Source organism: Acidovorax sp. GW821-FHT11A03, assembly GCF_058809075.1.
Window position 1 is genome coordinate 339,674 of record NZ_JBXASG010000005.1, and the last position, 24,989, is coordinate 364,662.

Sequence of the window (24,989 nt, forward strand, 5' to 3'; positions counted from 1 at the left end):
ACTTCAGTGCTGAAGTGCAAAGGACTGCACCAATTGTCGCAGGTGCTGGGCCTGTATGACGTGCTTGTAAATACCGGCCAGACGTCGCTCTTCGCCAATGCGCTCGAAACTGGGCATCGTGTCCGGGACCTTGTCGTCTTCATAGGGGGTGCGGCGCGCTGTGTACAGACACTCCGTGGCGAACGCTTGCTGCCCATAGCCATCCAGCATGGTCTGTAGCTCTTGCTCGAGCACCGGGCTGCAACGCCGGGCGTAGTCTTGCATCTTTGCGAGTTTCTGGGTCAGCTCTGGCGCAGACAGGGTGATCTTGACCTCGGCCTGTTCATCGTAGGCGGGGTCACAGGGGTGGCCGACCAGTGGAATCTCCAGGTTGCGGACCTGCCGTCCGGCCTGCCCCATCTGCCGCACCAGACAATTGGCCAGTACCCGGCACAGGTCGTGCGTTGGGTTGTAGCCCTCCGCCTGGTCGGACACCAGCACATCGATGCCCTCCTGCAGGGCGGCCTGGGTGAGCTGGGTCAGCCAACCGGCAAACGGGGATGGTGCGGTGCCGAGCAAGGCTTGGTACACCGCAGCGTCTGACACCGGCTCCAGCCAGTCGCAGCGCACGCGAACGCCGATGTCGGCGAGCAGATCCTGGGTGTCGCTCAGGCGTGCCTGCCCGATGGAGCCGTCACCGTTCGTCAGGATCACCACATGGGGCTTCACTCGGCGCACCCACTCAAAAATGCGCAGTTCGTGGCCTGGGTGGGCTACCAAAAGAAGAGGCTTCATGGTCGTTGGTGTTTAAGTGCTTCGGTGCGCCCCGAGCCAGCGCAGGGGCGCGGTCAATCGCCAGGACCAGCTGGCACGCAGTGCGCCAATTTGCCGCTCCAGATCTGCCGCCAGAGCCTTCGTGGCCGCCAGCTCCTGCGCCTGTGGAGCGGAGTCGGGGCGGACGTCTGGCGCTGGCGGGGCGGCGATGGGCGATGCCGAACTGCGCAGCGCATTCAGCGATTCGACCCGCTCAAGCAGGATGCCGGTTTGCACCGCCACCTGTGCAACGCCAAACGGCATGAGATTGTCCGCAACATGCTGGGCAAACTCGCGGAGTTCTTCCTGGGGGCTGATCGGGCGGTGGGTCGTTTCGGCATGGACCACGCGTTGTGCCAGGCGCTCCATTGCGTCTGCGGTGGCGGCCAGTGAGACATGCTCGCGCACGTAGGCACTCACGGCCTGCGCATCTGGCGCACAGTAGCGTTGTATCTCCTGCTCGATGGCCTCGCGGTGAATGCGCTGTTGCATCAGCCGGCGCCCAAAGTTCCAGCGATGCCATTCCTTGACGTTGCCTGGCGTGACCAGGCCTGCCAGGCCCGTGCCCTCGTTGAGCAGGATGACCGCACACCCCACCGCCATCGCCTCCATGGCACAGCGGGCCTTGGCAAACACAAGGTCAAACTGTGCCAGGACTTTTTCTGGGGAAGCCTCTTGTCGCCCGACGCCTTTTCCGATCACCTCCAGCGATATGCCAAATGCCGCGCAGGCTGATCGGATGGCTGCGGTTTCTTCGCTCTCCGTGGAGTAATTGCTGAATATCGCCGCGCGCAGCGGTTTGGCGGGCAAAGGTGGGCGAGGGCGGAATCGTTCCAGATCGACGCCATTGGAAATGATTTCTAAAGACGATCGCGGAATGCCATTTTCGAGATACAGGCGCTCCGCACAATTCTCATCCACAGCCACATGTTGCCGAATGCGGGTCAAGCGCGGCGGTTTTCCGTGTAAAGCTGTGCGGTCGTGGCAAATGGATATGGCCGGGGTGGACAGAAAATGCGCCATGCAGGCCACGGTATCGTCGCGCATATTTCCGATAATGATGTCTGGCGTTTCGGACACACAAGACAACTCGGCAACGCAGGCGATACAGCGTGAGCGCAGTTCATCCGCCAGATCACCCATGATGGGGGCATACACCACGACGGAATGGCCACGCTGGTGCAGGGCGAGTGCAAGATCGCGAACAAAAAGCTCTGCACCGCTGCGATATTGCATGCCGCACACTGCAATAAGGATTTGCACAGGGGACCTTTGAACTCTGGGATGTCTGAAGGCGAAGCTGTAGCGGGCGCTTGCCAGTAAAGGAAATGATACGCGATGGGCCTCCAGCATTACTGGCAGCGGCTTTGCAAAGGCCGAGCGGCGCAAGCGCCCTTGCCAGCCCTTCCCCCCATGCCGATCATCGTCGGCTCACCCCGATCGGGGACGACCCTTTTGCGGCTGATGCTGGATGCACACCCTGCGCTCGCCATTCCGCCAGAGACCGGGTTTCTCGCCATGCCCCTGGACGGTTTTGGCACGCCCGATCCGCGCACCTGGTTTTGCAACGCCGTCACGGGCTTTCCGCCCCATGCGCCGGGATGGGCGGACTTTGGCATCGACCGGGCTGCTTTTTCACAGGCTCTGGAATGCGTCGATCCCTTCAGTCTCCCCGACGGTTTCCGGGTGTTCTATCGGATGTATGCGGCCAGGTTCCACAAGACGCGGTGGGGCGACAAGACGCCGCTGTATGGCCTGCACATGCCCTATCTGCAGCAACTGCTGCCGGAAGCGCATTTCATCCACATCGTCCGCGATGGCCGGGCGTGCGCTGCCTCGCTGCGGGATCAGTGGTTTTCACCCGGGAGATCCATGGCTGTCCAGGCGCGGCACTGGCGGGACAACGTCACCACCACAAGAAACAACGGCGCGCTGTGCCAGAACTACCTGGAAATCCGCTACGAAAACCTCATCGCCGACACCGAGGCAGAACTGCGAAGGGTGTGCGATTTCATCCGGCTCGATTTTGATCCTGCCATGCTGGACTACCACACCCGAAGCGGGGAGCGGCTTCAGGAGCACCAAGGCCGTGCGACCGCAGATGGCGTGGTCATCGTGTCCGCCGAGCGGCGGCGGGCGCAGCAGGCCAGAACCCGGCAAGCACCAGACCCCCGTTTGCGGGATGCCTGGCGCGGCATCTTGTCAGCGGACGAGATCCTCGAATTTGAAGAGGTTGCGAATGACTTGCTCAGGGAGCTGGGCTACAACGCCTGATGCTGCGGCCTGCGCCAGCACACATCGCCGCCGCCGTCACCGCACGATGTGCTCGGGCATGAAGTACAGCAGCACGCTGGTCATGACCAGGTAGCGGAAGAACTTGCCCACTGCCATGTACGCCAGGCAGGGCCAGAATGGCAACTTCAACCAACCCGCCACGGCGCACAGCGGGTCGCCCACCACGGGCAGCCAGCTCATCAGGCAGGCGCGTGCGCCAAAGCGCTGAAGCCAGTGGAGTGCGCGCACGTCGGTGGCGTTGCCACGGGCCTTGTCCACCGCCTTGTGGGCGCCTAGGCCCATCCACCAGCTCACACCACCTCCGAGCGTGTTGCCGGCCGTGGCCACCAGGATGGCAGGCCAGAAGAGTTCAGGGTTGATCTTGATCAGGCCGAACACCGCAGGCTCCGAGACCAGCGGCAGCAGCGTGGCCGAGATGAACGAAACGACAAAGACCGTGCTCAGGCCGAACTGCGGCAGCGCAAGCCATTCCAGCAGCTGGTGCATCCAGATTTCCATGGGAGGAAGTGTAGGGCGGCGGCGGCATCGCTTTCATGCCAGGGGGCGCTGTCCTACGCAGGGGTGCGCCATCCGCGCATGGCCGTGGGCGGCGCCTATTTGTACCGTGAAGCAACACCGTCCCTGAATGAATTTACCCCGGGAGGCTTCATGCATTGTTTCGCAATCCCTGCCATCGCCCGCCCGGCACCTGCCGCCGTGCCGGTGGGCACCCGCTGGTCGTCAGCGGCCCTGGCGCTGCTGCTGGCCGCCTGCGTGCACAGCCCGCAGGCGGCGGTGCCCCCTGTGTCTTCTTCGCTGCCGCCGGCTCCGCACGCGCATGCCGGCAGCGGTAGCGGCTGCAGCGAGATGCCCGGTGGGCGCGCCGCGCTGGATGGCGTGGCCCGGGAGCTGCAGGCGCAAGGCATGGCACTTGAAGCCACCTGCCCCGTCGCCGCCGGCGAATGGGTGGTGCGGGTGCGGGTGGTGGACGGCATGAAGGCCAGCAAGGTCGTGCGCGGCCCCCTGGCCGATGGGCACGATGTGGACATGGGCACGCCCGCCGGCGTGAGGCAGGGGGGCGCGGAGCTGGCCGCGCGGGGCTTCTCGCCGGATGTGCTGCACAACCGCCAGTGGCTGCGCACGCTGATGGCGCGCCATGAATTCGACAATGCCGCCGATGCCTGGTGGCGCTTTGCGCAACGTGCCCGGGTTCCTGCACCGACGGCGGAAACCGACCTCGCCGCGCGTTGACCGTGGCGGCCGTGCGTCGCCGCGCCGGAGAGCATCGGGGTGGACAGGGGCGTCATTTCAGTGGGCGTAACATTTCATTTGCTGAAATTTTGAGCAGGTACAATCCTGCCTCCTTTTTCAGCATTCGCTGCTGCACCTACCGCGCCCCTTCATGCACATCGGCCACATTCCTCTGGCGAACCGCTTGTTCGTCGCCCCGATGGCGGGCGTCACGGACCGGCCGTTTCGCCAGCTGTGCAAGGCGCTGGGCGCGGGCTACGCGGTGAGCGAGATGGTGACCTCGCGCAAGGACTTGTGGAACAGCCTCAAGACCTCGCGCCGGGCCAACCATGAAGGGGAGCCCGGGCCCATCGCCGTGCAGATCGCAGGCACCGATGCGCCGATGATGGCCGAGGCCGCGGTCTACAACGTGGAGCGCGGCGCGCAGATCATCGACATCAACATGGGTTGCCCGGCCAAGAAGGTCTGCAACAAGTGGGCGGGCTCCGCCCTGATGCAGAACGAGGCGCTGGCCGTGGAGATCGCCGAGGCCGTGGTACAGGCGTGCGCGCCCTTCAACGTGCCCGTCACGCTGAAGATGCGCACCGGCTGGTGCCAGGAGCACAAGAACGCCGTGGCGCTGGCCCGCGCGTTCGAGGGCGTGGGCATCCAGATGCTCACCGTGCACGGCCGCACGCGCGAGCAGGGCTACAAGGGCCATGCGGAGTACGACACCATCGCGGCGGTGAAGGCGGCGGTGAGGGTGCCCGTGGTGGCCAATGGCGACATCACTTCGCCCGAGAAGGCGCGCGACGTGCTGGCCGCCACCGGGGCCGACGCGATCATGATCGGCCGTGCCGCACAGGGCCGGCCGTGGATCTTCCGCGAGATCGGCCACTTCCTGGCCACGGGCGAGCACCTGGCGCCACCGCTGGTGGCTGAGGTGCGGCGCCTGTTGCTGGACCACCTGCAAGACCACTACAGCCTGTATGGCGAGCTGACCGGGGTGCGCAGTGCGCGCAAGCACATCGCGTGGTACCTGCGTGCGCTGCCCGGCGGCGAGGCCTTCAGGCAACACATCAATACGATCGAGGACTGCGCCGCGCAGTGGCAGGCCGTGGCCGACCACCTGGATGCGCTTGCGCAACAGATGGACCGGCTGCCCGCCGCCACCGGCACGGACGCAGAACCAGAAGAACAAGAGGGAATGGCTGCATGAGCAAGAAACACATAGAAGAATGCGTGCGCGAGAGCCTGCAAGGCTACTTTCGCGACCTGGGCGGAGAGACGCCCGACGGCATGTACGACATGCTGGTGCGCGTGGTCGAAAAACCGCTGCTGGAAGTGGTGATGACCCATGCCGACAACAACCAGTCCCGCGCCGCCGAATGGCTGGGCCTGAACCGCAACACGCTGCGCAAGAAGCTGGCCCTGCACAAGCTGCTCTGACCGGCGCACGATTGCTATTAAATGTATAGCTGTTGGCGCTTATCCATAAAGCGCCAGGCCCTTTTTTCATTCAAACTCTCCCCACCACCACTGCCATGAACGCACTTCTTTCCGTCTCCGACAAGACCGGCATCGTCGAATTTGCACAGGCCCTGCATGCACTGGGCATCAAGCTGCTGTCCACCGGCGGCACCGCCAAGCTGCTGGCCGACCAGGGCCTGCCCGTGACCGAGGTGGCCGAGGTCACCCAGTTCCCCGAGATGCTGGACGGCCGCGTGAAGACGCTGCACCCCAAGGTGCACGGCGGCCTGCTGGCGCGCCGCGAGCTGCCCGAGCACATGGCCGCGCTCCAGGAGCATGGCATCGACACCATCGACCTGCTGGTGGTCAACCTGTACCCCTTCGAGTCCACCGTGGCCAAGGCGGGCTGCACGCTGGCCGACGCCATCGAGAACATCGACATCGGCGGCCCGGCCATGGTGCGCAGTGCCGCCAAGAACTGGAAGGACGTTGGCGTGCTGACCGACGCCTCGCAGTACCCCGCCGTGCTGGCCGAGCTGAAGGAAAACGGCAAGCTTTCCGACAAGCTGCGCTTCGCGCTGTCGGTGGCCGCGTTCAACCGCATCGCGCAGTACGACGGCGCCATCAGCGACTACCTCTCGTCCGTCACCTTCGAAGAGGAAAAGCTGTCCGAAACCTACGTGCCCGCGCGTGCCCAGTTCGCTGGCCAGAGCAACGGCATCTTCACCAAGGTGCAGGACCTGCGCTACGGCGAGAACGCGCACCAGCAGGCCGCGCTGTACCGCGACCTGTACCCCGCGCCCGGCTCGCTGGTCACGGCCGAGCAGGTGCAGGGCAAGGAGCTGTCGTACAACAACATCGCCGACGCCGATGCGGCGTGGGAATGCGTCAAGAGCTTCGAGGCGCCTGCCTGCGTCATCGTCAAGCACGCCAACCCCTGCGGCGTGGCCGTGGGCCTGGACGCGCTCGATGCCTACAGCAAGGCCTTCCAGACGGACCCCACCAGCGCCTTCGGCGGTATCATCGCCTTCAACCGCACGGTGGATGGCGGCGCCGCCCAGCAGATCGCCAAGCAGTTCGTCGAAGTGCTGATGGCGCCGGAGTTCACGCCCGAGGCGCTGGAGGTGTTCAAGGCCAAGGCCAATGTGCGCCTGCTCAAGATCGCCCTGCCGCCGCATGCCGGCAAGGCGCAGCAGCTCACCGACTGGCAGCGGGGCCGCAACGCCATGGACGCCAAGCGCATCGGCTCCGGCTTGCTGCTGCAGACCGCGGACAACCACGAGCTGTCGCTCATCGACCTGAAGGTGGTCACGCACAAGCAGCCCACGCTGGAAGAGATGGAAGACCTGCTGTTCGCCTGGAAGGTGGCCAAGTACGTCAAGAGCAATGCCATCGTCTTCTGCAAGGGCGGCATGACCATGGGCGTGGGCGCCGGCCAGATGAGCCGCCTGGACTCGGCCCGCATCGCCAGCATCAAGGCGGGCCACGCGGGCCTCACGCTGCAGGGCACCGTGGTGGCCAGCGACGCATTCTTCCCCTTCCGCGACGGCCTCGATGTGGTGGTCGATGCAGGTGCGACCTGCGTGATACAGCCCGGTGGCTCCATGCGCGACAACGAAGTGATCGATGCCGCCAACGAGCGCGGCGTGGCCATGGTGTTCAGCGGGGTGCGCCACTTCCGCCACTGATTCGGGCGGCGGGGCGCCATGCAAGAAGCGGCTTCCTGGGAAGCCGCTTTTTTTTTGGGAGGTACTCTCGGAACGGGGAGAGAGTCAGGTTCCGAAGTTCATCGGTAGCCCTACGTAGTTCTCGGCCAGTGAGACCGAGGCTGCGCGCGAGTGCACCAGGTATTCCAGCTCGGCTTCCTGAATCTTCTGGCCGAATTCGCCAGTCTCTGGAAAACGGTGCATCAACGAGGTGAACCACCACGAGAAGCGCTCGGCGCGCCACACGCGGCGCAGGCAGCGGTCGGAATAGGTGTCGATGCCGGCGCTCGACTTCTCGCCGTAGTAGTCGGCGAACGCATTCCACAGGTAGCCCACGTCACTCGCCGCCAGGTTCAGGCCCTTGGCGCCGGTGGGCGGCACGATGTGGGCGGCGTCGCCCGCCAGGAACAGGCGGCCAAAGCGCATGGGCTCGGCCACGAAGCTGCGCAGCGGGGCGATGCTCATCTCCAGCGCCGGGCCGGTGACCAGGTTCTCGCGCGCCTCGGGGTCCAGGCGGTTGCCCAGTTCGGCCCAGAACTGCTCGATGCTCCACTGCTCCACCTTGTCGGTCGATGGCACCTGCAGGTAGTAGCGGCTGCGCGTGTTGCTGCGCATGCTGCACAGCGCAAAGCCGCGCTCGGTGTTGGCGTAGATCAGCTCGTGCGAGACAGGCTTCACGTCGGCCAGCACGCCCAGCCAGCCGAAGGGGTAGACGCGCTCGTAGGTGCGCAGCGCACCCTCGGGCACGCTGGCGCGGCACACGCCGTGGTAGCCGTCGCAGCCTGCGATGAAGTCGCACAGCACCTCGTGCGTCTGGCCGTCCTTCTCGTAGGTCACGCGCGGCTGCTGGCCGTCGAAGTCGTGCACGCTCACGTTCTGGGCGTCGTACACCGTGGTCAGGCCTTCGGCGGCGCGGGCGTCCATCAGGTCGCGGGTGACTTCGGTCTGGCCGTACACCGTCACGCGGCTGCCGCCGGTCAGCGCGTGCAGGTCGATGCGGTGCCGCGCGCCCTTGAACAGCAGCTCGATGCCGTCGTGTGGCAGTCCTTCGGCATGGGCGCGGGCGCCGACACCCGCCTGGTCCAGCAGGTCCATGCTGACCTGCTCCAGCACGCCGGCGCGGATGCGGCCCAGCACGTAGTCGGGGCTGCGCTGTTCGATGATGACGGCGTCGATGCCGGACTTGTAAAGCAACTGGCCGAGCAGCAGGCCGGCGGGGCCTGCGCCGATGATGGCAACCTGGGTACGCATGGTGGACAACCTCACAAAGCAAACAAGGGCGCTGGAAAGCGCTAAGACAACAGCGCCAAGCGTAGGTTGATCCATGTCAACGCGGCGCCCGCCCGGCGCCCTGGCGCGCGGTGGGTGGACGTGATGTGCGATCATCGCGCAATCTTCCACAGCCCCCGGCGCATCGGGCGCCCGCACCCCGGGCATCGACCGGCCGACCATGGACCCCCGCATGACCACCGTTCCCATCGCCAAGGCAGATTTCATCGAAGGCATGGCCAAGGGCCTGGCGGTGCTGGAGAGTTTCGACACCGAGCGCCAGCGGCTCAATGCCACGCTGGCCGCGCAGCGCACCGGCCTCACGCGCGCGGCGGCGCGCCGCCACCTGCTCACGCTGGCGCACCTGGGTTATCTGGAGACGGATGGCAGCTACTTCTGGCTGGCGCCCAAGGTGCTGCGGTTTTCGGGCAGCTACCTGGCATCGGCCCGGCTGCCGCGGGTGCTGCAGCCCACGCTCAACCGGCTGGCGGCACAGACGCAGCAGTCATTCTCGGCCGTGGTGCTGGATGGCGGCGAGGTGGTGATCGTGGCGCGCAGCGGGGTGTACGGCGCGCCGTCGCGCGTGCTGGCCTATGGGCTACACCTGGGGGCGCGGCTGCCGGCGCACCCCACGTCCACGGGGCGCGTGCTGCTGGCAGCCTTGCCACCGGCGGCGCTGACGGCGTGGCTCAAGGCCTGCCCGCTGCACCGGCTCACTCCCCACACCATCACCCAGGTCGGCCCGCTGCGGCAGGTGATTGCCAAGGCGCGGCGCGACGACCATTGCCTGGCGGTGGAGGAGCACGAGCTGGGCGTGCACGCGCTGGCCGTGCCCCTGCGCAATCTGCAGGGCGACACGGTGGCCGCACTCAATGTGGTGGCGTCGCCCAAGCAGGTGGACGAGCGCAGCCTGCAGCGCGACATGCTGCCACTGCTGCAGGAGGCCGCCCGCGAGCTGCGGGGGCTGCTGTGAACGAATGCCAACGTCGAGTTAGCAAGCAGGAATATTCATAAAAATGGCCGATAGCGCTTGATGGGTAAGCGCTGGTAGCTATTATTTTGATAGTTCCTTGAAGACTTCGCGGGCGGCTGCCACGGTGGCGGCGATGTCGTCGGCGGTGTGTGCCGCGCTCACGAAGCCCGCCTCGTACAGCGCCGGCGCGATGTAGATACCGCGATCGAGCAGGCCGTGGAACAGCTGGTTGAAACGCGCGCTGTCGGTCTTGAGCACCTGGGCGTAGTTCTGGGGCAGCTCGGGCATCAGGAAGAAGCCGAACATGCCGCCTTCGCTGTCGGTGCTGAAGGGCACGCCTTCGGCCGCCGCCGCGGCAGCCAGCCCATCGACCAGCGAGCGCGTGGTGGCCGACAGGGCGTCGAAGAAACCCGGCTTCCTGATCTCGCGCAGCGTGGCCAGCCCGCAGGCCGTGGCCACCGGGTTGCCCGACAACGTGCCCGCCTGGTACACGGCCCCCAGCGGTGCCAGGTGTTCCATGATGGCGCGCGGGCCCCCAAAGGCGGCCAGCGGCATGCCGCCACCGATCACCTTGCCCAGCACCGTGATGTCGGGCTTGAAGCCCGGGATGCTCCGGGCGTACACGCTCTGGGCGCTGCCCAGGGCCACGCGAAAGCCCGTCATCACCTCGTCGAGCACCAGCAGCGCGCCGTATTCGGTGCACAGCTCGCGGCAGCGCTTCATGAACGGAACGCTGGCGCGCACCAGGTTCATGTTGCCCGCGATGGGCTCGATCATCACGCAGGCCAGTTCCTTGCCATGCAGGGCAAAGGCTTCTTCCAGCTGGGCGACGTTGTTGTATTCGAGCACCAGGGTGTGCTGCACCACCTCGGGCGGCACGCCTGCGCTGGTGGCGTTGCCGAACGTGGCCAGGCCCGAACCGGCCTTGACCAGCAGGGAGTCGGCATGGCCGTGGTAGCAGCCCTCGAACTTGATGAATTTGCTGCGGCCCGTGGCACCGCGCGCCAGTCGGATGGCGCTCATGCCCGCTTCGGTGCCCGAGCTGACCAGGCGGATCATCTCCATCGAAGGGACGAGGCTCAGGATTTCCTCGGCCAGCTCCACTTCGCGCTCGGTCGGCGCGCCAAAACTGAAGCCTTCGAGCGCTGCGCTCTGCACGGCTTCGAGCACGGCGGGGTGGCCGTGGCCCAGGATCATCGGACCCCAGGAGCCGATGTAGTCGATGAAGCGCTGGTCGTTGGCGTCCCAGAAGTAGGCGCCCTGGGCGCGCTTCACGAAACGCGGCGTGCCGCCCACGGCCTTGAAGGCCCGCACGGGCGAGTTCACGCCGCCGGGGATCAGCGCCTTGGCGCGTTCGAACAGGGGGATGTTGAGGTCAGTGCTTGGTGTCATGGGGTGGCATCACAAAGCCTTCGAGGGCCTGTGCTTCGTCAATCGGGGGTTCTTCTTCATCGCCGTCGGCCTCGTCGTCGTCGGGCTGGGCCCAGAACATGCGGTCGGGCACGATGTGCCCCATGCCGGGGCGAAAGCCGGCGTCCAGGCAGCGGTCGAGGTAGCCCAGGGCCTCGCTGGTGGCCTCGCCCAGGTCGTTGCCGCTGGCCACCAGGGCGGTGAGCGCGGCGGACAAGGTGTCGCCAGCGCCGGAGAAGGTGGCGTCGAACAACTCGAACTTGCCGCTGCCCAGCACGGTCTGGGGCGAGGCCAGCACGTTCTCGACAAATTGCTCGGGCAGCGGAATACCGGTGACCAGGGTGTAGGGCACACCCATCTCGGAGGCGGCCCGGGCGATGTCGCGCGCGGTCGGGCTGCGGTCGCTGGTCCAGTCCGGCAGCAGCCAGCGCCACAGGGTGCTGTGGTTTCCAACCAACACCGAGGTCTGCGGTAACAACAATTCCCGGAAGGCGTCCAGGTACTCGTCGATCAGCTCGTCGCGCCACCAGGACAGATTGGGCATGTAGGCGATCACGGGCACTTCGTCGTAGTCGGTCGTGATCTCGGCGATGGTGCTGATGTTCTCCGGGCTGCCCACGAAACCGACCTTGATGGCCTGTACCGGCAGGTCCTCCAGGACGGCGCGGGCCTGCTCGGCCACGGCCTCGTCGTCAAAACTGAAGTGGTCGAAAATCTCCGCGGTATCGCGGGCGTACGCACCGCAGACCACGGCGATCGGGTGCCCGCCCACGGAGGCGATGGTGGTGATGTCGGCCGTCAGTCCGCCGGCGCCGCTGGGGTCGCTGGCGTTGAAGACGAGCACGCACGCAGGGCTTGCGTCCTCCGAACCGTCATCTTCGAGATCTATGATTTCTGGGGGGGGAGGGGATGCTTTGGCGGTCATGGACCAGATCCTGCTTGAGGGGCGGCACCGGCGCCGTGGCCCGCGGAGATGACTAGATACAATCGTTGCATTCTATGTGAAGGCCCTTTAAGCTGTGACCGACTCTAAAACTTGGATGTGTTTGATTTGCGGTTGGATTTATGACGAAGCAGAGGGTTCACCTGAGCACGGCATTGCACCCAACACTCCATGGGATCAGGTTCCCATGAATTGGACCTGCCCTGAATGTGGCGCCCGCAAGGAAGACTTCGAGATGGTTCAGATTTGAGGCGCACCAGCATCATGTGCTGCCGCGTTGTTTATTTTTCCATCGGGAGCAGTAACAATTGACTACAACAGGCGCATCTTTCAAAGTGCTAGTGGTGGATGACAGCAACACCATCCGTCGAAGCGCCGAGATTTTTCTCAAGCAGGGGGGGCACGAAGTCTTGTTGGCCGACGACGGCTTTGATGCTTTGGCCAAAGTCAACGATTACCAGCCTCAGCTGATTTTCTGCGACATCCTCATGCCCAAGCTCGACGGGTACCAGACCTGCGCCATCATCAAGCGCAACGCCCGTTTTGCAGATACTCCGGTGGTAATGCTGTCTTCCAAGGACGGCGTATTCGACAAGGCGCGCGGGCGCATGGTCGGCTGCCAGGAATATCTCACCAAACCGTTTACCAAAGACCAGCTGCTGCAGGCAGTGCAGCAGTTTGGCAATTCCCAACAAGGAGCGATGTAAATGCCCATCCAGAAAGTACTGGTCGTCGACGACTCGAAGACCGAGTTGATGTTTTTGACGGACCTGCTTCAGAAAAAAGGCATGCAGGTACGCACCGCTGAAAATGCCGATGAAGCCTTTCGCCGCCTGGCGGAAGAAAAGCCCGATCTGATCCTCATGGATGTCGTGATGCCCGGCCAGAATGGCTTTCAACTCACGCGCGCCATCACCCGCGACCCGCTGTATGCCGACGTGCCCATCATCATGTGCACCAGCAAGAATCAGGAAACGGATCGCGTCTGGGGGATGCGGCAGGGTGCGCGGGGCTACATCACCAAGCCCGTCGATCCCGCCGAACTGCAGGCCAAAATCGACGCCCTGAACTGAGGCTGCGGCGCGTTCATGGCCAACCGCGAAGCCCTGCGAGAGCTCCAGACCCGACTTGCCAGCCGCCTTCAGGCCGCAAGAACCGAAGGGACCTCTGTGTCATCCTGGCTGGCTGTCGAGTCCGCCGGGAGTTTCTATTTGCTGCCCCTTGGACAGTCGGGGGAGATTTTCCCCTGGGTCTCGATCCAGGCGGTGCCCTATACCCAAAGCTGGTTCCTGGGCGTTGCCAACCTGCGCGGCGGGCTGGTCGGCGTGGTGGATCTCGCGGGGCTCCTGGGTTCCGCGGCGCCCCGTACCGAACAGGCCCTGTCGGAGGCCAGCCTCCTGGCTTTCAACGCGGCCCTCGAAGTCAATGCCGCTTTGCTGGTGGACCGCCTGGCCGGCCTGCGCGGGACCGATGCGTTCGTGTCCTCCGAGCCTCCGGCCGAGGATTCCCCTGCATTCTTCGGCACCACGTATATCGATTCCAGCGGCGCGCGCTGGCAGGAACTGAACTTGCAGATCCTGTCCCAACATCCCGCTTTCCTGAGCATCAGTGCTTGAGTTTTTCTGTAAGGCTGCACCATGTCCGTCGTCAATCAATTTGGAAAACTGTTCAACCGGAAACCTGCCACACCGGATGCAGGCGCGATTGCCGGCACGGCCGACGACGGGCAGGATATTCTTGCCACGGGTTCGCTGGACGGCGCGCAATTGCGCGACGCGTACCAGGCCGAAGCCATGAACAGTGTTCAGGGTGACCCGGACGGCTATGCCCCCGAGCAGTCTGCCCAGGACGCGGAGGAAGACCTCATCTCCCTGCCACTGCTGGGCCGCTCGACCGCTGCAGCCCACCAGCGCCGCCTGCTCGGCCTGCTGGCTGTGGGCGTGATCGTCCTGGCCTTGATCGCTGCCTGGGTGCTGCGGCAGGCCGACCGCTCCGCGCAGCAGCTTGCTGCAACGGGCCAGTCCCTCATGCAGTCGCAGCGCCTGGCGAAGTCGGTGTCGCAGGCGCTGGTGGGAAGTCCGCAGGCCTTCCCGGACGTGGTGGAAAGCTCCGGCGTGCTGGCGCGCAATGTGCGCGCCCTGAATGCGGGTGATGGCGAACTCGGCGTGGAATCGCTGGGCGAGCCCTACAAGCCCGATCTGGACGCCGTGAACCCGCTCATGGAACGTGCCGAGCGCAATGCCAGCGTGGTGATGGGCCAGCAGAAGATCCTGACGCAGGTGGGGGACGCTCTGCGCACCATCAACCGCCAATCGTCCGACCTGCTGGAAATCGCCGAGACGGTGTCGTCCCTCAAGCTGCAGCAGAACGCGCCTGCCGCCGAGATTTCCGCCGCCGGCCAGCTCGTGATGCTGACCCAGCGTATCGGCAAGTCGGCCAACGAATTCCAGACCATGGAAGGCGTGAGCCCCGAGGCCGTGTTCCTGCTGGGCAAGGACTTGAATTCGTTCAAGGAAATCGCCCAGGGCCTGCTCGATGGCAGCCCTGAACTGCGCCTGGCCGCCACCAAGGATGCCCAGACCCGCGAACAGCTCGAAGCCCTGGTCAAGCTCTATGAGCAGACCCGCACGCAAGCCAGCGCCATTCTGGGCAACCTGCAAGGCCTGGTGTCTGCCCGCGAAGCCCAGTCGGCGATCATTGCCGACAGCGAACCCCTGCGCCGCCAGCTCGAAGGCCTGCAGAGCAAGCTGTCCGCCCAGACGGGTGTGGGCGGTGGACAGCTCGCTGCCCTGGCCCTCGCCGGCCTGTTCGTGATCTTTTGCGGCGTGGGCATCTCGCGCGTGCAGCTGCTGGACAGCCGTGGCCGCCAGGCTGCTGCCGAAATGCAGCAGAAGGACGCCAAGCGCCAGGAGCAGGAAGCCAAGCGCGTCAATGACGCCAACCAGGCCGCCATTTTGCGGCTGATGAACGAACTGCAGTCGGTCGCTGAAGGTGACCTGACCCAGGAAGCCACCGTGACGGAAGACATCACGGGCGCCATCGCCGACTCGGTGAACTACACGGTGGAAGAACTGCGCCAGCTGGTGGGCAGCGTGCAGAACACGGCCACGCGGGTGGCGCAGACGACGGCCCAGGTGGACAACACGTCCACGGAGCTGCTGGCGGCATCCACCGAGCAGCTGCGCGAAATTCGTGAAACCGGCCGTTCGGTGCTCGACATGGCCACCCGAATCAACGAGGTGTCCACACAAGCGCAAGAGTCCGCCACGGTGGCCCGTCAATCGCTGCAAGCTGCCGACTCGGGCCTGCAGGCCGTGCAGAACGCCATCGGCGGTATGAACTCCATCCGCGACCAGATCCAGGACACCTCCAAGCGGATCAAGCGCCTGGGCGAATCCTCGCAGGAGATCGGTGAAATCACCGAACTGATTTCCGACATTACCGAGCAGACGAACGTGCTGGCCCTGAACGCTGCCATCCAGGCAGCGTCCGCCGGTGAAGCCGGCCGAGGCTTCTCGGTGGTGGCCGAAGAAGTGCAGCGACTGGCTGAACGTTCGGCAGACGCCACGCGCCAGATCTCGGCGCTCGTGAAGGCGATTCAGACCGACACGCAGGATGCCGTGGCCGCTATGGAACGCTCCACGCAGGGTGTGGTGGAAGGGGCGCGCCTGTCCGACAGCGCCGGTACCGCACTGACCGAGATCGACCGCGTGTCGCGCCGCCTTGCCGAACTGATTGAGCAGATTTCGTCCTCGACATCCCGGGAAGCCGTTCTGGCCAACGAAGTGGCCGACAACATCCAGCACATTTTTGCGGTGACCGAGCAAACGGGTGAAGGTACCCGAACCACAGCGCAGCAGGTGCGCGAGCTCTCGCACATGGCTGAAGAACTGCGCCAATCGGTGGCACGGTTCAAGATCGCCTGACGCTGTAGTCATCAACCAGCTGGCTCATAGCAGCCGGGGACGAATCCATGTCATCTATTGATGTCAACAATGCACCGGCCGCGGATGGGACCCAGGGAGATCAGGACCTGGGTCCTTTGGCGTGGGTGCTTGACGAACTGCGCAAATCCCTTGACGGTGCTGTCAAGGCCATGCGCCGCTTTGTGCGCGATGCGGAAGCCGCCCGCGAATCGGATCTCGCGGCGCTCGATGCCGGCCCGCTGCGCATTGCCCGGCAGCAGCTGCACCAGGCGTGCGGCGCGCTGGAAATGGTGGGCATGGGCCCGCCGGCGCTGGTCCTGCGGGCCATGGAGTCTGCCGTCCAGAAGTTCGTGCAGCGGCCCGAGACCTGCAGCGACGACGCCGCGGCCGTCATCGAGCGTGCGAGCTTTGCGCTGATCGAATACCTGGAAACCGTTCTGGCGGGCAAGGCGGCTTCGCCCGTTGCGCTGTTCCCCCAGTACCGCGACGCGCAGGCGCTGGCCGGCGCGGACCGCGTCCACCCTGCCGACCTGTGGCCTGTGGAGCGCAGGTTTCGCGAGCCCGAGGGTGCAGTCTCGGTCACGCCGCTGCCGTACGGTCCTGAAGCGCGCGCGCGCCTGGACGCCGCGGTGCTGCGAATCGTCAAATCCGGTGATCTGCGGGCCTCGTTGAGCCTGAGGGACACCTGCCTGGGCTTCGTGGCGGCCCAGCCGGACCGCCAGTCCCGCGCTTTCTGGAAGATCTGCGCGGGCTTCTTCGAGGCCTTTGGCTCCGGCCTGCTGCCCGCGGATGTCTACGTCAAGCGCGTGGCGTCCCGTGTGCTGATGCAGTACGCCACCCTGGCCAAGGGCGACACGACCATTGCAGACCGCCTGGTGCAGGACCTGCTGTTCTTCTGTTCCCAGGCCAGGCCGGCCGATGCGGCCGCCAGCGACGTGCCCTCGCTGCAGGCCGTGCGGCAGGCCTTCGCGCTGGACCGGTTCAAGCCGGTCGACTATGAAGCTGCGCGGTTCGGCCGTTTTGACCCCGCCATGCTGGCGCAGGCACGCAAGCGGATCGCCGCGGCCACCGAGACCTGGTCCGCGCTGGCCGGCGGGGACCGCAACAAGCTCAAGCCCGCGGCGGATCAATTCAGCCTGGTGTGCGACTCGCTGCGCAAGCTGCATCCCGGAAGCGAAAGCCTTGCGCAGGCCCTGACGCGCGCACTGGAATCCACCACCCGTTCCGGCGAACCGCCCTCGGCCGCCTTGGCCATGGAAGTGGCAACCTCGGTCCTGTACCTGCAGGCGGCCTTTGAAGAGCTGGATGCGGGCGACGACCAAATGGAAATCCGCGCGGGCAGGCTCGCGCAGCGCCTGGATGCCGTCGGCGCGGGCGCGGAGCCCGAGCCCCTGGAACAGTGGATGGAGGAGCTGTACCGCCGGGTCAGCGACAACCAGACCATGGGCAGCGTTGTCGACGAACTGCGCTCCACGCTGGGCGAAGCCGAGAAGGCGCTGGATCAGTTTTTCCGCAATCCGCAGGACACGGCGGTCCTGGCGACCGTCCCCGGCCATCTCGCGCAGATGCGCGGTGTGCTGTCCGTGCTGGGCCTGGACCAGGCGTCGCTCGCGGTGGTTCGCATGCGCGACATGGTGGAGCGCCTGCTCATCAACGAGGTGCCCGAGGCCGATCGCCAGGGTGTCTTCGAGAAGCTGGGCAACAGCCTCGGCGCGCTGGGGTTCCTGATCGACATGCTCAGCTACCAGCGCACCATGGCCCGCAAGCTGTTCGTGTACGACGAAGAGCTCGGTGAACTGCGCATCCTCATGGGCAAGACCCGTCCGCGTGCGTCGGATGCCGTGGAAGAGGCGCCAGCCAAGCTGGAAGAGCGGGCCGCCATCCCATTGCCCGACGTGGTGCCACGTTTTCCCGTGCCGGAACCCTTCGGCGAGCCCACGGATTTCGGATCCCTGCCTTCCCTGCCGGACATGCCGTCCGAGGTGGCCCCTGCGCAGCTGGCGCCGGTGGATCCGGGGTCGCTCGCACCCGATATTTCCTTTGATCTGCCCGTCGCCACAGAGGGTGGCGGCGCGCCGGTGCCCCAGGCGGCAGCGCCCGCGCCCGCAGCGGCGCAGGCACCGGAGATCGAGGATGAACTGCTGGAGGTCTTCCTGGAGGAGGCCCGCGAAGTGGTGGTCAATGGCCTGGCCGCCATTGACGTGCTTCAGGATGAGCCGGGCAACCTCAGCGAACAGACCACGCTGCGCCGTGCCTTCCACACGCTCAAGGGCAGTTCGCGGATGGTCGGGCTGAACGATTTCGGTGAAGCGGCCTGGTCCATGGAACAGGTGCTCAACGCCTGGTTGGCAGAGCAAAAGCCGATGCAGCCTAGCCTGCTGCAGCTGTCCGCGGACGCGCTGCGGGCATTCAGCCGCTGGGCGGACGATATCGCCGCGGGCCAGGCTTCGGGCTGGCAGCCAGACGCATTCCGCAAGTCCGCGGATGCCATGCGGCTCGACGGCACCCTGCTGCCGCTGGCCACCCCGTTCGCCAGCGAGGACAGCCCCCCGCAGGCTGCACCCGCGCAGGAGCAGATGCAGGAAGCTGCGGCCCTGGACGGCGTGCCCATCGAATCGCTGGAGCCAGAAGCTGCAGACGCACCACAGGCGGTGGAAGAGGCGCTGGCCATCCCCGACTTCGAAGCCACCGAAATCTTCGACCACGCACCCGAAGTGCCGGCGGATCAGGCCGTGGCCTCCCCCGAGGTGGCCGAGGAGATCGATTTCTCCGTGTTTGCAGCCGCGCTGGACGAAGCGCCCGCAGACGCCGCGGTGATCGACCCTTCCAGTGCCGACTTCGTGCTGGATCTCGAACTGCCCGACCTGGAACCCGCCGTGGCGGCGCCTGAGGCCGAACTTCCGGCGCCAGCGCCCGCGTTGTCCGACGAACTGACTGAGGACGAAGTGGCCGGGCTGCTGTCGGCGCAATCCCTGGATGCCGCCGAGCCGCTGGAAGCCCCGGAGCCGGTGGAACTGGAGGCGCTGGAGCCATTGCCGGAGGCCGGTGCGCCCGAGCCCGAAGCCCTCGTGCCTGCCGAAGCGGTGGAAACCGTGGACCCCGAGCCCGTTGCTGCAACGCCGGAACTGGCCGAGGCCCTGCCGCTGGAAGACAGCAGCAGCGACGAAGCGGTCAAGGTGATCGACACGCTGCGCATTGGCATTCCGCTCTACAACGTCTATCTGAACGAAGCCGATGAGTGGTCCCGCCGCCTGGTGACCTGCCTGCAGGAATGGTCGCTGGAACTGCACGAGCCCCTGCCGGACATCGCGGTGGCGTTGTCGCACTCGCTCGCGGGCAGCTCCGCCACCGTGGGCTTCAATGCCCTGTCCGAAATGGCGCGCGTACTGGAGCATGCGCTCCAGCACGTGACATTGCAGTCCGGCGGCACCCAGGAACAGGCCCAGGCCTTCATGGCGGCGGCGGAAGATATCCGCCGGTTGCTGCACCAGTTCGCGGCCGGTTTCCTCAAGGAGCCCAGCCAGGAAGTGCTGGAGCAACTGCGCCAGATCCTGCAGACCGAGGTGGACAACACCCTGTCGCCGCCCGAAGAAGATGCGGAAGCCGCAGACGGGCTGGTGGCGGAGCCGGTGGCACCGATCGGCGCGGAAGCCGCGCAGCCGCTGCCCCCAGCCGAACCCGTACCCGATGTCCCCGCCGAGCTGACGCCCATGCCGGTCCCCAAGGGGCATGTGGCGCCCGCGCTGTCCGCCGTGGTGCACGACCACGACCAGATGGTCGACGACGCGATTGCCCATGCCGTGGCGCTGGGTTCGGACGTGGATGACGACATCGATGCGATCGACGTCATCGATCCGGACCTGTTTCCGATCTTCGAGGAAGAGGCCGCGGAACTGCTGCCGCAGCTCGGTGGAGCCCTGCGCCAGTGGGCTTCGCGCCCGGACAACCTGGGTGCGCGCAGCGAGGTGCTGCGGGCATTGCACACCCTCAAGGGCAGCTCGCGCCTGGCGGGTGCCATGCGTTTGGGCGAAATGGCCCACCGCCTCGAATCCGCCATCGAGCAACTGGACGCCGAGACGGTCACCTCCGACCAGATCGAGCCCCTGCAGGCCAGCTTTGACGGCCTGCAGGCCAACTTCGAAGCCCTGCGGACCATTGGGCAGAGCCCCGCCGACACGGTGGTGTCGCTGCCGGTCGAGGCCGTGCGCGCCAGTTCCCCGGTGGACCTGTCGGCAGTGCCGGTGGATGCGCCTGCACAGGCGCTGGCAACGCCGCCATCGGCGCCTGCCGTGCGCCTGCCGGCACCCTCCCAGCTTGCGCCGCTGCGCGTGGCGTCCAACCAGTCGGTGCGTGTGCGTGCGCAGCTGCTGGACCGCCTGGTGAATCAGGCGGGCGAAGTGATGATCAGCCGATCGCGCCTGGACGTGCGGCTGGGCCAGTTCCGCAGTTCGCTGGCCGACCTGTCGGGCAATCTGGACCGCCTGCGCCAGCAGCTGCGGGACATCGAGGTGCAGGCCGAATCGCAGATGCAGTCGCGCCTGGCCCTGTCCAAGGATTCGGCCGCTGGTTTCGATCCGCTGGAGTTCGACCGCTTCACCCGCGTGCAGGAACTCACGCGCATGATGGCCGAGTCGGTGAACGACGTGGCCACCGTGCAGCGCAACCTGCAGCGCACCATGGAAGGCGCCGAAGACGACCTGATCGCCCAGGGCCGCCAGGCGCGCGAACTGCAGCGCGACCTGCTGCGCACCCGCATGGTGGAGTTCGAAGGCATTGCCGAGCGCCTGTACGCCGTGGTGCGCCAGGCCTCCAAGGAAACCGGCAAGCAGATCAAGCTCGATATCACCGGCGGCTCCATCGAGATGGACCGTGGCGTGCTGGACCGCATGACCCCGGCGTTCGAACATCTGCTGCGCAACTGCGTGGCCCACGGGATCGAGAACCCCGAGGACCGGGTCGCCGCGGGCAAACCGGCGTCCGGCACCATCACGGTGGATCTGCACCACGAAGGCAACGACGTGTCGGTGGAGTTCCGTGACGATGGCGCTGGCCTGAACCTGCCGCGCATCCGGGAAAAGGCACTGTCCCAGGGCCTGATCGAACCCGATGCGCAGTTGAGCGATGCCGAAGCGGCCAACCTGATCTTCACGCCCGGTTTCAGTACCGCCAGCGAAGTGACCGGCCTGGCGGGCCGGGGCATCGGCATGGACGTGGTGCGCTCGGAGATCAATGCACTGGGCGGGCGCATCGAGACCTCGACCGAGGCCGGCAAGGGCGCTGCCTTCCGCATGGTGCTGCCACTGACCACGGCGGTGACGCAGGTGGTGATGCTGCGTGCCGGCGATCTGGCGATCGGCGTGCCCGCCAACGTGGTCGAGATCGTGCGGCGCACCTCGGCGGCAGACCTTGAAGTTGCATACCGTACCGGCCATTTCGACGATGGCACGGAGCAGTTGCCGTTCTTCTGGGCCGGGGCGCTGCTGCAGGCTTCTGCGCGCAGCAACGAGCCGGCTGGCAAGACGCGACCTGTGGTGATTTTCCGCAGCGCATCGCAGCGCATCGCCATGCACGTGGACGAAGTGCTGGGCAACCAAGAAGTCGTGGTGAAGAACCTCGGGCCCCAGTTGTCCCGCCTGCCGGGCCTGGCGGGCATGTCGGTGCTGGCCTCGGGTGCCGTGGTGCTGATCTACAACCCCGTGGCGCTGGCCACGGTGTACGGCGATCAGGTGCGGGCAGCCCATGTGGATCTGCCTCCCGTGCTGGAGGCCGATGGTTCGGGCGCTGGCGGCAAATCCGTGGTGTCGCTCCAGCTGGCGGGCCCCAGCCAGGTGCCCCTGGTGCTGGTGGTGGACGATTCGATCACGGTGCGCCGCGTCACGCAGCGCCTGCTGCAGCGCGAAGGCTACCGTGTGGCGCTGGCCGCCGACGGCCTGCAGGCGCTCGAGCGGCTGCAGGAAGAGCGTCCCACGGTGGTGCTGTCGGACATCGAAATGCCCCGCATGGACGGCTTCGACCTGGCGCGCAACATCCGCGCGGACGGTGCGTTGCGCGACCTCCCCATCATCATGATCACGTCGCGCATCGCCGAGAAGCACCGCGAGCATGCCATGGAGCTGGGCGTCAACCACTACCTGGGCAAGCCGTACTCCGACGAAGAACTGCTGAGCCTCATTCAGCACTACGCACGCATCGCGGCGACCGCAGAGGCCTGACCACCATGCACGCGGACTGCTGGCCTGCCCTTGCCCGGCAGGCCTGTGGCCTGCCAGCGGCAGGGCCGCTTCCGGCCACTGAATTGCGCCTCTTGCTTCCGGGCTTGTCCTGATGGAAGCGGCCGCAACACCATCTCCCGACCCTCGCCTGCTGGCCTGCCTGGCCGTGGTGGTGCGGGAGCGGGCGTCTGATCTTTTCATCATGGCGGGAGCGCCGCCCACGCTCAAGCGGCAGGGCGTCTTCGTGGCCATCGGGCAGCAGGTGCTGTCGGCGGACGACGTGCGGCAGATGGCCTACTCCATTCTTCGCGAAGCGCAGCGGCAGGAGTTCGAATCCACCATGGAGTGCGACCTCTCCCTGCAGGCGGCGGAGGGCGAGCGGTTCCGCGTGAACGTGCACCGGCAGCGGGGGCAGGTGGGCATGGTGATCCGCCATGTCATTGCCCGCATCCCCAGCCTGGAGGCGCTCGGCCTTCCGCCCGTGCTCAAGCAGCTGGCGTTCCTCAAGGGCGGGCTGGTTCTTACCGTGGGGTCTGCGGGCTCGGGCAAGACCACCACGCTCGCTGCGCTGCTGGACCACCGCAACCTCCACGTCGGCGGGCATATCCTGACCGTGGAAGACCCCATCGAATACCTGCATGCCCACAAGAAATCGCTGATCACGCAGCGCGAAGTGGGGCTGGACACGCTGTCCTACGACGAGGCGCTGCGCCGCGCGATGCGCGAGGCCCCCAACGTGATCATGATTGGCGAAATCCGCGATCGGGCCACCATGCAGCATGCGCTGCACTATGCCGAGTCCGGCCACCTGTGCGTGTCCACCTTGCATGCCAACAACGCCAACCAGGCGGTGCAGCGGATACTGAACTTCTTCCCCGAGGATGCCCACCGCCAGTTGCTCATGGACTTGTCCCTCAATCTGCGCGCGGTGGTGGCGCAGCGGCTGGTGCCGGGGCTTTCGGGCAGCCTGGTGCCCGCCACCGAGATCATGCTGCTCACGCCCTACGTGGCCGAGCTGATCCAAAAGGGCCAGATCGACGAGCTCAAGACCGCCATCACCCGCAGCGGCGAGCAGGGCATGTGGAGTTTCGACCAGTCGCTGCTGGCCATGGTCGAGACCGGGGCGATATCGCCCGAAGAGGCCATTGCCAACGCCGACAATCGCACCGACGTGCGCCTGCGCCTGCGGCTTGCGGCGGGTGCGTCGCTGGGCGGCGAGGGCATGCAGATGAGCCCGGATGACCCCGCGCCGGGAGAACCCCCACCCGCCGCGCTCCGCTGAGGCAGAAGGGGCAGGGGTCAGGCGGAAGCCGCCTTCACCACCGCATACCGCTCCAGGGTCCGCTGCCGCGCGGCAGCGTGCTCCACCACGGGCAGCGGATAGTGGTCCCCCAGGCGGATGCCCGCTTCCTGCAATTCCAGCGGCTGTGCCAGCCAAGGGGCATGCAATGCCTTGGTGGCGAGCCGGGCCAGCTGCGGCAGATAGCGGCGGATGAATCGGCCCTCCGGGTCGAACTTCTCGCTCTGGCTGACCGGGTTGAAGATGCGAAAGTACGGCTGCGCGTCGCAGCCGCTGGAACTGGCCCACTGCCAGCCGCCGTTGTTGGCGGCCAGGTCGAAGTCATTGAGGTGCGTGGCAAAGTAGGCTTCGCCCCGGCGCCAGTCAATACCCAAGTCTTTGACCAGAAAGCTCGCCACCACCATGCGCAGGCGGTTGTGCATATAGCCCGTCTGGTTGATCTGCGCCATGGCGGCATCTACCAGCGGATAACCCGTGCGCCCCTCGCACCAAGCGGCAAACAGGGCGTCGGCCTCGGGGCCGGACTCCCACTGGATCGCGTCATACGCGGGCTTGAAACTGCGGCCCACCACATGGGGGTGGTGGTGCAGGATCTGAAAGTAGAAGTCCCGCCAGATCAGTTCGCTGAGCCAGGTCGTAGCGCCCGGGTTGCCTTGCAGCATCAGCCCGTGCGCGGTGCGCGCGAGCAGGCGCGGCGAGATGGTGCCAAAACGCAGGTGCACGCTGAGGTAACTCGGCCCTTTGAGCGCCGGAAAGTTGCGCGTGTCCTCGTACCGCTCAATGCGGCCGAGAAAATCGTCGAACAACTGCTGTGCGCCGCTGGCACCGGTCGGCAGCTTGAGCTGCGACAGGGCCGTGGCCTCGAAACCCAGCGACGCCAGGGTCGGCACCGCTTGGCAGTGCTCCTGCGGGCGGGGGGCCAGGCGGTGTGCATGGCGTTCCACAGGGTAGCTTGTGAGTTGAAAGGCATCCACCTTGTTGAGCCAGGCGTTCTTGTAAGGGGTGAACACGCTGTACGGGTTGCCGGTTTGCGTGAGCACCTCGCTGCGTTCCAGAATGGTGTGGTCCTTGAAGGTGTGAAAGGCCCTTCCGGCAGTGGCCAGCTGTGTGCGCACCTGGCTGTCGCGTTCCAGGGCTTGGGGCTCGTCATCGTGGTTGACAAATACAGCTTGCACGCCCAGCGCGTTGGCCAGTGCCGGAATCGCATCGCTGGCCACCGCGTGCAGCACGATAAGGCCACCCTGTGCATGCCTAGAAAGCATGCGCAGCGTTTCATCCAGCTTCACCAGCGACTCGCGGATGAACTCCACCCGCCGGTCAGTCCGGGGCAGGGCATTCAGGATCTCGCGGTCAAAAACAAAGGCGCAATGCACCTGCTGGCACTGCGTGAGTGCGCGGTACAGGGCGGCCTGATCGTTCGCGCGCAGGTCGCGGCGGAACCAGACAAGACCGCAGGGGTAAGAAGGCTCGGAGGATGGGGCCAT

Annotated in this window: 20 protein-coding genes; 13 read left to right on the forward strand and 7 right to left on the reverse strand. The window is 65.9% G+C overall.

Annotated features, from left to right (window positions below):
• Window positions 1-3: 3 nt before the first annotated feature.
• The gene (locus AC1RVY_RS14770) at window positions 4-774 is read right to left on the reverse strand and encodes a hypothetical protein (protein ID WP_492806959.1); all 771 of its coding nucleotides are present in this window, start codon (window positions 772-774) and stop codon (window positions 4-6) included.
• A gap of 12 nt (window positions 775-786) precedes the next feature.
• Window positions 787-2,028, reverse strand: coding sequence for a glycosyltransferase family protein (locus AC1RVY_RS14775; RefSeq protein ID WP_492806960.1), 1,242 nt, complete (start codon window positions 2,026-2,028; stop codon window positions 787-789).
• Window positions 2,029-2,205: 177 nt separating this feature from the next.
• Here AC1RVY_RS14775 and AC1RVY_RS14780 point away from each other — a divergent pair, with 177 nt between their 5' ends.
• Complete coding sequence (locus AC1RVY_RS14780; RefSeq protein ID WP_492806961.1) at window positions 2,206-3,066, forward strand: sulfotransferase family protein; 861 nt, start codon at window positions 2,206-2,208, stop codon at window positions 3,064-3,066.
• Between the two features lie 36 nt (window positions 3,067-3,102).
• Here the strand turns inward: AC1RVY_RS14780 and AC1RVY_RS14785 are convergent, their stop codons facing one another.
• Complete coding sequence (locus AC1RVY_RS14785; protein ID WP_369643310.1) at window positions 3,103-3,585, reverse strand: YqaA family protein; 483 nt, start codon at window positions 3,583-3,585, stop codon at window positions 3,103-3,105.
• Between the two features lie 150 nt (window positions 3,586-3,735).
• Between AC1RVY_RS14785 and AC1RVY_RS14790 the strand changes: the two genes are divergently transcribed.
• From AC1RVY_RS14790 to purH, 4 genes are all read left to right on the forward strand, one after another.
• Window positions 3,736-4,317: a M15 family metallopeptidase domain-containing protein gene (locus tag AC1RVY_RS14790; protein WP_218339672.1), complete on the forward strand. Its 582-nt coding sequence runs from the start codon at window positions 3,736-3,738 to the stop codon at window positions 4,315-4,317.
• A 151-nt stretch (window positions 4,318-4,468) separates the two neighbouring features.
• On the forward strand, window positions 4,469-5,515 hold the full coding sequence (dusB, locus tag AC1RVY_RS14795) for a tRNA dihydrouridine synthase DusB (RefSeq protein ID WP_218339671.1): 1,047 nt from the start codon (window positions 4,469-4,471) through the stop codon (window positions 5,513-5,515).
• Window positions 5,512-5,745, forward strand: a complete 234-nt coding sequence (locus AC1RVY_RS14800) for a Fis family transcriptional regulator (RefSeq protein WP_218296033.1) — start codon at window positions 5,512-5,514, stop codon at window positions 5,743-5,745. Before dusB ends, AC1RVY_RS14800 begins: the two co-directional genes overlap by 4 nt.
• 95 nt (window positions 5,746-5,840) lie before the next feature.
• Window positions 5,841-7,454 (forward strand): bifunctional phosphoribosylaminoimidazolecarboxamide formyltransferase/IMP cyclohydrolase, encoded by a 1,614-nt coding sequence (gene purH, locus AC1RVY_RS14805; protein WP_369643308.1) that lies wholly within the window; start codon window positions 5,841-5,843, stop codon window positions 7,452-7,454.
• 84 nt (window positions 7,455-7,538) lie between these two features.
• On the opposite strand, the gene pobA is transcribed toward purH, so the two are convergent.
• Window positions 7,539-8,723, reverse strand: coding sequence for a 4-hydroxybenzoate 3-monooxygenase (gene pobA / locus AC1RVY_RS14810; protein WP_369643307.1), 1,185 nt, complete (start codon window positions 8,721-8,723; stop codon window positions 7,539-7,541).
• Window positions 8,724-8,934: 211 nt separating this feature from the next.
• Between pobA and AC1RVY_RS14815 the strand changes: the two genes are divergently transcribed.
• Window positions 8,935-9,714 carry an IclR family transcriptional regulator domain-containing protein gene (locus AC1RVY_RS14815; protein WP_218296030.1) on the forward strand — a complete coding sequence of 260 codons (780 nt, stop codon included), beginning with the start codon at window positions 8,935-8,937 and terminating at the stop codon, window positions 9,712-9,714.
• Between the two features lie 81 nt (window positions 9,715-9,795).
• Here the strand turns inward: AC1RVY_RS14815 and hemL are convergent, their stop codons facing one another.
• Both hemL and thiD read right to left on the reverse strand, forming a co-directional pair.
• On the reverse strand, window positions 9,796-11,106 hold the full coding sequence (hemL, locus tag AC1RVY_RS14820) for a glutamate-1-semialdehyde 2,1-aminomutase (protein ID WP_218296029.1): 1,311 nt from the start codon (window positions 11,104-11,106) through the stop codon (window positions 9,796-9,798).
• Complete coding sequence (thiD, locus tag AC1RVY_RS14825) at window positions 11,090-12,049, reverse strand: bifunctional hydroxymethylpyrimidine kinase/phosphomethylpyrimidine kinase (protein WP_218296028.1); 960 nt, start codon at window positions 12,047-12,049, stop codon at window positions 11,090-11,092. The genes hemL and thiD overlap by 17 nt, the downstream gene beginning before the upstream one ends.
• A gap of 94 nt (window positions 12,050-12,143) precedes the next feature.
• Between thiD and AC1RVY_RS14830 the strand changes: the two genes are divergently transcribed.
• The 7 genes from AC1RVY_RS14830 to AC1RVY_RS14860 all read left to right on the forward strand — a co-directional run bounded on the left by AC1RVY_RS14830 (window position 12,144) and on the right by AC1RVY_RS14860 (window position 23,487).
• Window positions 12,144-12,317: a rubredoxin gene (locus AC1RVY_RS14830; protein WP_082836248.1), complete on the forward strand. Its 174-nt coding sequence runs from the start codon at window positions 12,144-12,146 to the stop codon at window positions 12,315-12,317.
• A 58-nt stretch (window positions 12,318-12,375) separates the two neighbouring features.
• Window positions 12,376-12,774 (forward strand): response regulator, encoded by a 399-nt coding sequence (locus AC1RVY_RS14835; RefSeq protein WP_005796099.1) that lies wholly within the window; start codon window positions 12,376-12,378, stop codon window positions 12,772-12,774.
• Window positions 12,775-13,140, forward strand: a complete 366-nt coding sequence (locus AC1RVY_RS14840; RefSeq protein WP_010459520.1) for a response regulator — start codon at window positions 12,775-12,777, stop codon at window positions 13,138-13,140. It abuts the gene before it with no gap.
• 15 nt (window positions 13,141-13,155) lie between these two features.
• The gene (locus AC1RVY_RS14845; protein ID WP_218296027.1) at window positions 13,156-13,683 is read left to right on the forward strand and encodes a chemotaxis protein CheW; all 528 of its coding nucleotides are present in this window, start codon (window positions 13,156-13,158) and stop codon (window positions 13,681-13,683) included.
• Between the two features lie 21 nt (window positions 13,684-13,704).
• Window positions 13,705-15,993 (forward strand): methyl-accepting chemotaxis protein, encoded by a 2,289-nt coding sequence (locus AC1RVY_RS14850; protein WP_218296026.1) that lies wholly within the window; start codon window positions 13,705-13,707, stop codon window positions 15,991-15,993.
• A 47-nt stretch (window positions 15,994-16,040) separates the two neighbouring features.
• Window positions 16,041-22,205: a hybrid sensor histidine kinase/response regulator gene (locus AC1RVY_RS14855; RefSeq protein ID WP_492806962.1), complete on the forward strand. Its 6,165-nt coding sequence runs from the start codon at window positions 16,041-16,043 to the stop codon at window positions 22,203-22,205.
• A 112-nt stretch (window positions 22,206-22,317) separates the two neighbouring features.
• Window positions 22,318-23,487: a PilT/PilU family type 4a pilus ATPase gene (locus AC1RVY_RS14860; protein ID WP_492806963.1), complete on the forward strand. Its 1,170-nt coding sequence runs from the start codon at window positions 22,318-22,320 to the stop codon at window positions 23,485-23,487.
• Window positions 23,488-23,504: 17 nt separating this feature from the next.
• Here AC1RVY_RS14860 and AC1RVY_RS14865 read toward each other — a convergent pair whose 3' ends face one another.
• Window positions 23,505-24,989, reverse strand: coding sequence for a cryptochrome/photolyase family protein (locus AC1RVY_RS14865; RefSeq protein ID WP_492806964.1), 1,485 nt, complete (start codon window positions 24,987-24,989; stop codon window positions 23,505-23,507).